The organism is Micromonospora sp. NPDC051196, from assembly GCF_040682415.1.
Lineage (GTDB): Bacteria > Actinomycetota > Actinomycetes > Mycobacteriales > Micromonosporaceae > Micromonospora.
Genome location: NZ_JBFBAY010000001.1, coordinates 1,193,092 through 1,202,103, shown reverse-complemented (window position 1 = coordinate 1,202,103; position 9,012 = coordinate 1,193,092). Strand labels below are relative to the sequence as shown.

Genomic DNA, 9,012 nt, shown 5'->3' with positions numbered 1-9,012 from the left:
GCACCCGCCCCCCGCCTCCGTTTTCGGGGGCCCACCGCCACCCGGCGGGCTCTTATCGTACATCTGTCGTCGACCGCCCCCCGGCGTGCCGTGACCAAACTTCTTGATCAGCCGGGGCCAGAGCGGGGCGAGCGCGGGGGCTAGGGCGGAGGGCTAGAGCGGGGTGGGGTGAGGGTGAAGGTGGCTAGGAGGGGGTGGTGATCGGAGGCCTGGTGGGTGTCGGGGGTGCGGAGCACCTGGACCGCAGTCAACCGGGTGGCGAGAGCGGGGGTGGCGAGTAGGTAGTCCAGGCGCATGTCGGAGAACTCGGCGCCGCCGTAGCCGGTGGGCACGGTGGGACCAGCGCTCGCACCCAGGTCGACCAGGCCGGCGGCGAGCAGCCGGGCCACCGCACGGGTGTCCGGCGTTCGACCGTCCCGGCGCAGGTGCCGGCGACGGTACGCCACCGGCAGCCGGGCGATCTGCTCGGCGTGCTCGGCGTACGGGTCGAGGGTGTTCAGGTCACCGGCGAGCAGCGCCAGGCCGGCGCGGGCCCGGCGCAGCGCGGCGGCCGCCCACCCGGCCTCGACCAGGCGGCGTCGGCCGGAGTACGGGTAGAAGTGGGTGCCCAGCACGGTCAGCGGGCCGACGTCGGTGCCAATCGTCACCCGTTGAGCGCCGTGGTGGAACGGACGGCGGACCGGCGCGGCGGCCAGCACCGGCCAGGCGGGCCGGACCAGCACCGCGACCGGCTGTCCGAACCAACTGCCCGCCACGTAGGGCCGCAGGCCCAGCCGGGCCGCGAAGGCCGTCACGTCCAACCCACGCAACTCCTCAAGGGCGAGCACGTCGGGGCACGCATCGGCGACCACCCGTGCCAGCGCGTCGCGTCGATCCGGGCCACCAGAATCCCGACCGCCGTTGCGGATGTTCCAGGTGACCACGCGCAGCACGGCGACTCAGCCCGACCGGCCGGCCTTGGCCAACTCGTCGTCGAGGGTGTCGACCTCCTCCGACTCGATCGTCGGCTGGTTGCCCTCGTGGACGTCCTCGTTGGGGCGCAGCACCCAGTACAGCAGCCCGATCCAGCAGCTGGTGAGCAGGATGGCGCCCATGAAGTCGGTCGGATGGTGCATGCCCCGGTACATCCGGGAGACGGCCACCCCGACCGGCATCACCACCGCGAGCGCCACGAACATCCACCGCCACCACCGGTCGGTACGGGGGAAGACGATGACCGCGATGGCGACCCACAGGCACAGCGTGGCCGCGATGTGACCGGACGGGAAGGACGACGTCGGCATCGGGCCGTCCAGGTTCTCCACCGGCGGACGCGGGCGGTCCACCGCGGCGGCGGTGGCGAGGAACAGGGTCAGCTCGCCGAACATCACCAGCGCCACGAACAGCACCGGCCGCCAGCGCCGCCAGACGGCCAGCACCAGCGGACAGAAGACCATCGAGACGAGCAGGATGGCGTGGGTGTCGCCGACCTTGCTCCACCACCAGCTCAGGTCGTTCAACGCAGGAGTGTGCCGCTGCGCGAACCAGGTCGGCACCACCTCGTCCCAGGTGGCGAGGAAGGTGCCCTTGGCGTGGTAGCTGACGAACATGCCGAAGGCGTACAGCGCGCCGAAGACCAGCACCCAACCGACGATGATCTCGGCGATGCCGGCGCGGGCGTGCGGTAGCAACTTCTGCTCGTCCGGCGCCGGTGCCACCTCGTGCGCCGCCTCCGGTTCCAGCCCCTCGGTCAGCGACGTGGTGGGCCGGCCCCGCTCCACCCGCCACAGTTGGAAGGCGTACGCGGTGACGCCGAGCCAGGCCGCGCCGAGCAGCCACGCACCGATCACGTCGGAGAGGAAATGCACGCCGAGCGCGACCCGGGTGAAACCGATCAGGAAGACCACGACGCCGACCAGGCCCATCGCCGGTCGGCGCCAGCGTGGAGCCATCGCCGGCAGGAAGACCAGCAGCAGCGCACCGTAGGCCACCATCGACCCGAGCGCGTGTCCGCTGGGGAAGCTCTGGCCGGCGTACGTGCCGATCGGCGTCGCCACCTCCGGACGCAGCCGGTCCACCAGGGTCTTGAGGGTGGGGTCGAGGATCAGCGCGCCAGCACCGGTGACGATCACGAAGACCGCGAGCCGGCCCTGCCGCCGGATCAGCAACCCCACCACAGCGACGGTGACCAGCCAGACGATGACCGGTCGGCCGCCGAGGTCGGTGATCGCGTTGAGCACCGTGACCAGCGGGCCGATCGGCGAGACCTGGGCGTTGAGCCACTGCGCCACGCCGTGGTCGACGTCGTACAGCGGGGACCATCGCACGCGGACCAGCACCAGCACCAACCCGAAGCCGACCCCGGCACCGAGTACGAGCACCAGGCCGGCGAGCGTACGTTCGGTGAAGTGCCCGAGGGGTCGACGCAGTACGTCCCTGACCGCGCCCACGGCAGCCTCCTTCGCCTCTGGCGTGCCGCTGTACCCGGTCGATGTGTCACGTACACCCGCGCGTCGGCGTGTCGACGCGTTCGGGTGACCGGGCGGTCGTCCCGCCGGTGTCGAGCAGGCCGCCGCGTTGCGCCTCCGGCTGCCACCGGTCCGGCTGGGCGGGTTCCGGTACGCCGATGCGCACCGCCTCCAACTGGGCCGCGAAGGCGAGACCACCGAACAGCGCCATGCCGGTGAGGTTGGCCCACAGCAGCAGCGCCATCATCCCGGTCAGCGCGCCGTAGGTCTGCCCGAAGTCCCCGCTGAACCGGACGTACCCGGCGAGCAGCAGGCTGGCCAGCCACCACAGCACGGTGGCGATACCGGCGCCGAAGAACAGCCAGGACAGGCCCGGTTGGTGGCGGCGGGGTGCGTGCCGGAACAGCACCGCGACGGCCAGCACGGTCAGCCCGAGGCTGAGCGGCCAACGGACCGCGTCCCAGCCGGCGCTGGCCACCTCGCCCCAGGCGTAGTGCCGCTGCACCGAGTCACCCATCGGCCCACCGCCGACCAGGATCAGGAACCCGGCCAGGGCCGGCAGGCCGGCGGTGACGGCGAGCACGGCCGCCCGCAGGTACTTCCGCACCGCCGGCCGGTCACGTTCGACACCGTAGATCCGGTTGGCGCCGCGTTCGATCTGCGCCATGGTGCTGGTCAACGCCACCAGTCCGGTGATCAGCCCCAGGGTCAGGGCCACCTCGCCGACGTCCTCGGCCCGCTCTGCGCCGGCACCGTCGCCGTCGCCGAGCAGCTCGGCGACCACCTGCTCACTGGCCCCCGGGGTCAACGCCAGTACGGTGTCGGCCACCACCTCGCCGCCCTCGGCCGCACCCAGCTCGGCGATCAGCCCGGTCAACGCGATCAGGAACGGCACCACGGCCAGGCAGAGCTGGAACGCGAAGGCTCGGGAGTGGCTGAACCCGTCGCCGTAGCGGAACCGGGTGAAGGCGTCGCGCAGCAGATGCCACCCGCCCTCCCGGCGCAGGGTCTGCCAGGCATGGTCGGCGCAGAGCTGCTCGTCGGACATGAGCCGGGTCTCCGGCACCAACTTGGTGCTACTCACGGGCACCCTCCTCGACGAGTTGCTCACCTCGCTCGGCGGCGGCAGCAGCGTCCTCGGTGAGGTCCGGCGCCTGCTCCGGGCGCGGTACGCACAACCACAGCGCCCGCCGGTGAATCTGCGCCCGCAGGGTGCGCCCCGGCTCGATCAGGTCGCCGTCCAGCTCGCGGGGCTGGGCCCGGTTGCTGGTGATCTCGACCCGTCGGGCGCGGAACTCCTCCATCCGGGGCACCCGGTCACGGCGACGCAGCACGCCCCAGCCGAGGGCGAGCCAGTGCCGCAGCGTACGCGGGCTGAGCACGGCGATGTCGAAGTAGCCGTCGTCGGGTGCGGCGTCGGTGAGCAGGGTGACCCCGCCCTGGAGCCGGCCGACGTTGGCGACCAGCACCGAACGGGCCCGGCGAGTCAGCGGCGGCTGGTCGTCCAGCCGGATCGACACCCGCATCGGCCGGTCCCGCAGGTGCCGCACCGCCCCCACCACGTACGCCGGCCAGCCGATACGCCGTTTGGTGGTCTCGCTGGTGGCGGCGAGCATCTGCGCGTCGAAGCCCATGCCCGCCATCACCGCGAAGTACTGCCCGTCCACCTCGCCGACGTCGAGCAGCCGCCGCCCCTGCTCCACGGCGACCGCCAGCCCGGCGGCCAGGTCGGTGGAGAGTCCCAGATTGGCGGCGAGCAGATTGCCGGTGCCCTGCGGCAGCACGGCGAGCGCCACCTCGGTGCCGACCAGCGCGCTGACGCAGGCTCGTACGGTGCCGTCCCCGCCACAGGCGAAGACCACGTCGACGCCGGCGGCGACGGCCTGCTCGGTCTGACCCCGGCCGGGGTCCTCGACGGTGGTCTCGTACCACAGCGGCGCGGGCCAACCGGCGGCGGCGAGAGTGTCCTCGACGGTACGACGCAGCGCGTCCAGGTCGGCCACCTTCACCGGGTTGACCACCACCGCGCTGCGCAGCGACCGCGCCTGCTCTCCAGCTTCCACGGCGTCAGTGTGCGGCATGGTACGAGGTTCGGCGACTCGGCGCCGAGTGGGCAGGTTCACCCAGCCCACTCGGCCGATCACGTTTGGAATCGCGGCGGATGGTTCAAGCGGCGGTGCGTAGTGCGGCCTGCACCCGTCGGCGAGTGTCGTCCAGATCGACGCCGGCCTCGGCGAGGACCAGGGCGCCCAGCCCGCCGCCCTCGCGGAGCAGGCCGAGCAGGATGTGTTCGGTGCCGATGTGCCGGTGCCGCAGGCCCATCGCCTCGCGCAGTGACAACTCCAGCACCTTCTTGGCGCGGGGCGAGAACACACCGCCCGTCCACTGATGACGACCCCAGCGGCGTCGTGGCGGTGGTACGGCTTCACGCAGCGCGTCGGGTCCGAAGGACTCCTCGATCCGGGCCACGATGGCGGCCAGGTCGATGCCGATCTCGTGGAGTGCCGCGGCGTCGGCCTCGGCCAGACCGGTACTGCTGGTCTCGGTGTGTCGGCGGATGCGCTCGCGCAGGTCGTCGCCGGTCACGCCGACGTCGCGCAACACCCGGACCGCCAGGCTGTCGCCGTCGGCGAGCAGGGCGAGCAGCAGGTGCTCGGTGCCGACGGGCCGTCGGCCCTCGACCCGGCCCTCGACCCGGGCCTCGACCCGGGCCTCGACCCGGGCCTCGTCGCGGGCCTGACGCACCAGAGTGCGGGCCCGGTCGGTGAACCGTTCGAACATCACGCCTCCCAGGAGGATTCGACCGCCGGACGCCCGGCGTGCTTCTTGTGGACCGCCTGCCGGCTGACCTCAAGTGCCTCGGCGATCTCCTGCCAGGACCAGCCCTGCCGTCGAGCATTGTCCACCTGGATCACCTCCAGCCGTTCGAGTAGCCGGCGTAGTGCGCGGACCGCACGCAGGCCGACCCGGGGGTCGGTGCTGCCGGCGGCGGCCGCGAGTTCCGTTGCCTGACTCATGCTGTCAACTTACATTGACGCAAGGGTCATGTCAACCGAAGTTGACGGCCAGTCTTCCGATCGCACTCCCGAGCGGCACCACCACGACTAGCCTCAGACGCAGGTCAGGCACGACAGGGGGTGAGGTCCGATGGCCTCAGCCAGCGATGCGCCGGTGTTGGCCGACAACCGAGCCAGCGATGCGCCGGTACTAGCCGGCATCGGCCCGGAGGACGCCCTGCCGGTGGCCCGGGTGGCCGCGCGGGTGGCCGCCGCGCAACGTCGCAGCCTGCATCTGCTGCACGCCTTCAACTGGGCGGCGATGGCGGCACCGGCCGTCTCCGGTTCGCGGGCCGACGCCGAGCGGCTGATCTCCGAGGCCGCCGAGGCGGTCCGCCTCAGTGAGCCGGACGTCCCGCTCACCACCGAGATCATCGAGGGTTCGGCGGTGGCGAATCTGGTACGCAAGTCCGAGTCGGCATTCCTGGTGGCCGTGGGTGACGGCGGAATGGCCCACTGCGACCGTTGCATCCCGGCGGACAGCGCCGCCGTGCAGGTGGCCGCCAGAGCCGACTGCCCGGTGCTGGTCGTCCGACGGGAACCACCGCCGCAGGGCCCGGTGCTCGTCGGGCTGGACGGCTCGGCCCCCGCCGAGATCGCACTGGCCTGGGCCTTCGCCGCCGCCGAGGATCTCCGGGCCCGGCTGCTGGCCATCTGGGTGGTCGAGACAGAGGCCGCGATCGGGACAGCCACGCATCGGCTCCACGAACTGGTGGGCCGGGTGGGCGCCGACCGTTCGGAGACCACGGCCGAATGCCATGTCATCTGCGGCGATCCCGGCACGGTGCTGGTCGACCAGTCACGTTCGGCGCAGCTGACGGTGGTTGCCGCCCGCGGCGACGAGCCGTGGCGCGGCATGCTCGGCGCGGTCAGCCAGGCGCTGCTCTACCACGCCCCCTCGCCGGTGATCGTGGTGCGCGGCGTGACCGGCGCACCGGGCGCCGACGGGTCGTGACACCCGGACGGGCGGGACCAATGACCCTGATTCACCGCCACCGATATCGCCAGACTCAAGGAGGAAACCGAGTGTTGCGGATGCAGAATCCACCGAACAGGGAGAGGCTCACCCAGTATGGACACCGCCCTGAACCCGAAGAGCACCCTGACCGATGAGGAGTTGCGCCGGCTGGACGCGTACTGGCGGGCGGCGAACTACCTCACCGTCGGCCAGATCTATCTGCTCGACAATCCACTGTTGCGCGAACCGCTGGCCCCCGAACACGTCAAACCCCGGCTGCTCGGCCACTGGGGCACCTCCCCCGGCCTGAACCTGATCTACGCGCACCTGAACCGGGTGATCGTCGCCCGCGATCTGTCCGCGATCTACATCACCGGCCCCGGGCACGGCGGCCCGGCCCTGGTGGCGAACACCTGGTTGGAAGGCACCTGGAGCGAGCGCTACCACGGCATCGGCCGCGACGAGGCCGGGATGGCCCGGTTGTTCCGCCAGTTCTCCTTCCCCGGTGGCATCCCCAGCCACGTCGCGGCGGAGGTGCCGGGTTCGATCCACGAGGGCGGCGAGCTGGGGTACGCGCTCGGCCACGCCTACGGCGCGGCCTTCGACAACCCCGATCTGCTGGTCGCCTGCGTCATCGGCGACGGGGAGGCGGAGACCGGCCCGCTGGCCGGCAGTTGGCTGTCCAACGTGTTCCTCAACCCGGCCCGCGACGGTGCGGTGCTGCCCATCCTGCACCTCAACGGCTACAAGATCGCCAATCCGACCGTACTGGACCGGATACCCGAGTCCGACCTGATCGACATGATGCGCGGCTACGGCTACCAGCCGTACGTGGTGGCCGGTGACGAGCCCGCGGCCGTACACGAGCTGCTGGCCGCCACGCTCGACCGGGCGCTCGACGAGATCTCGGCGATCCAACGTCGGGCCCGGTCCGGCGCCACCGTGGAACGCCCCCGCTGGCCGATGATCGTGCTGCGTACGCCGAAGGGCTGGACCGGCCCGCACGAGGTCGACGGCAAGCAGGTCGAGGGCACCTTCCACGCCCATCAGGTTCCGCTGTCGGCGGTACGCACCAACCCGGCTCACCTGGCCGAGCTGGAACGCTGGCTGCGCAGTTACCGGCCGGAGGAGCTGTTCGACGCCACCGGTGCCCCGGTCGCCGAGTTGGCCGCGCTGCCCCCTTCCGGCGACCGGCGAATGAGCGCCAACCCGGTCACCAACGGCGGTCAGGTGCTGCGCGACCTGGTCCTGCCGGACTTCCGCGACTACGCCGTCGAGGTGCCCCGCCCCGGCGCGACGGTCGCCGGAGCAACCGGCGAGCTGGGCAAGTGGATCCGCGACGTGATCGCCGCGAACCCGCAGACCTTCCGCCTGTTCGGCCCGGACGAGGTCGCCTCCAACCGGCTTCAAGCTGCCTTCGAGGTCACCGACCGCGCCTGGATGGCCGGCACCGTACCCGGTGACGACCACCTCTCCCCCGACGGACGGGTGATGGAGGTCCTCTCCGAGCACCTGTGCCAGGGCTGGCTGGAGGGTTACCTGCTGACCGGCCGGCACGGCATCTTCACCAGCTACGAGGCGTTCATCCACATCGTCGACTCGATGCTCAACCAGCACGCCAAATGGCTCAAGGTGACCCGGGGCATCCCCTGGCGGCTGCCGATCGCGTCGCTGAACTACCTGCTGTCCAGCCATGTCTGGCGGCAGGACCACAACGGTTTCTCGCACCAGGATCCGGGCTTCATCGACCACGTGATGAACAAGAAGGCCGAGGTGGTCCGGGTCTACCTGCCGCCGGACGCCAACACCCTGCTCTCCACCATGGATCACTGCCTGCGCAGCCGGCACTACATCAACGTGGTGGTGGCCGGCAAGCAGTCCGCACCGAACTGGCTGACCATGACCGAGGCCGTCCAACACTGCCGACGCGGCCTGGGGATCTGGGACTGGGCCAGCACCGACATCGACAGCGAGCCGGACGTGGTGCTCGCCTGCGCCGGTGACGTACCGACGCTGGAGACCCTGGCCGCCGCCGACCTGCTGCGCCAGCACCTGCCCGAACTCAAGGTCCGGGTGATCAACGTGGTGGACCTGATGCGGCTCCAGCCACCGACCGAGCACCCGCACGGCCTGCCGGACTCCGAGTTCGACACGCTCTTCACCCGCGACAAGCCGATCATCTTCGCCTACCACGGCTACCCGTGGCTGATCCACCGGCTCACCTACCGGCGGACCAACCACGACAACCTGCACGTACGCGGGTACAAGGAGGAAGGCACCACCACCACCCCGTTCGACATGGTGATGCTCAACGACCTGGACCGGTTCCACCTGGTGATCGACGTGATCGATCGGGTGCCCGGGTTGGCGGCCCGCGCCGCACACCTGCGTCAGGAGATGACCGACGCCCGGCAGTCCTGCCGCGACTACACCCGGCAGTACGGCGAGGACGACCCGCGGGTCGCCGAGTGGCGCTGGGTCCGCGAAACCGACCAGACGAACCCGTAGGCGAGGTGACCTCATGAGCGAGCAGAGCGAGCGAATCATCAGG

8 protein-coding genes are annotated in these 9,012 nt (G+C 71.2%); 2 read left to right on the top strand and 6 right to left on the bottom strand.

Going from position 1 to position 9,012, the window contains the following annotated elements; translation table 11 throughout:
• Positions 1-140 precede the first annotated feature (140 nt).
• The 6 genes from AB0M35_RS05550 to AB0M35_RS05525 form a co-directional block, all read right to left on the bottom strand.
• Positions 141-932: an endonuclease/exonuclease/phosphatase family protein gene (locus AB0M35_RS05550; protein WP_363741723.1), complete on the bottom strand. Its 792-nt coding sequence runs from the start codon at positions 930-932 to the stop codon at positions 141-143.
• Positions 933-938: 6 nt separating this feature from the next.
• Positions 939-2,429 carry a phosphatase PAP2 family protein gene (locus AB0M35_RS05545; protein WP_363741721.1) on the bottom strand — a complete coding sequence of 497 codons (1,491 nt, stop codon included), beginning with the start codon at positions 2,427-2,429 and terminating at the stop codon, positions 939-941.
• A 46-nt stretch (positions 2,430-2,475) separates the two neighbouring features.
• Positions 2,476-3,531, bottom strand: a complete 1,056-nt coding sequence (locus AB0M35_RS05540; protein ID WP_363741718.1) for a YihY/virulence factor BrkB family protein — start codon at positions 3,529-3,531, stop codon at positions 2,476-2,478.
• Entirely contained in the window at positions 3,524-4,528 is a 1,005-nt protein-coding gene (locus AB0M35_RS05535; RefSeq protein ID WP_363741715.1) for a diacylglycerol kinase family protein, read from the bottom strand. Before AB0M35_RS05535 ends, AB0M35_RS05540 begins: the two co-directional genes overlap by 8 nt.
• An 85-nt stretch (positions 4,529-4,613) precedes the next feature.
• Entirely contained in the window at positions 4,614-5,228 is a 615-nt protein-coding gene (locus AB0M35_RS05530; protein ID WP_363741712.1) for a Clp protease N-terminal domain-containing protein, read from the bottom strand.
• Positions 5,228-5,464, bottom strand: a complete 237-nt coding sequence (locus tag AB0M35_RS05525; protein WP_363741710.1) for an HTH domain-containing protein — start codon at positions 5,462-5,464, stop codon at positions 5,228-5,230. The genes AB0M35_RS05530 and AB0M35_RS05525 overlap by 1 nt, the downstream gene beginning before the upstream one ends.
• A gap of 130 nt (positions 5,465-5,594) precedes the next feature.
• Here AB0M35_RS05525 and AB0M35_RS05520 point away from each other — a divergent pair, with 130 nt between their 5' ends.
• Positions 5,595-6,458 carry a universal stress protein gene (locus AB0M35_RS05520; RefSeq protein WP_363741708.1) on the top strand — a complete coding sequence of 288 codons (864 nt, stop codon included), beginning with the start codon at positions 5,595-5,597 and terminating at the stop codon, positions 6,456-6,458.
• Between the two features lie 117 nt (positions 6,459-6,575).
• Complete coding sequence (locus AB0M35_RS05515) at positions 6,576-8,969, top strand: phosphoketolase family protein (protein ID WP_363741706.1); 2,394 nt, start codon at positions 6,576-6,578, stop codon at positions 8,967-8,969.
• The last annotated feature ends 43 nt before the right edge of the window (positions 8,970-9,012 follow it).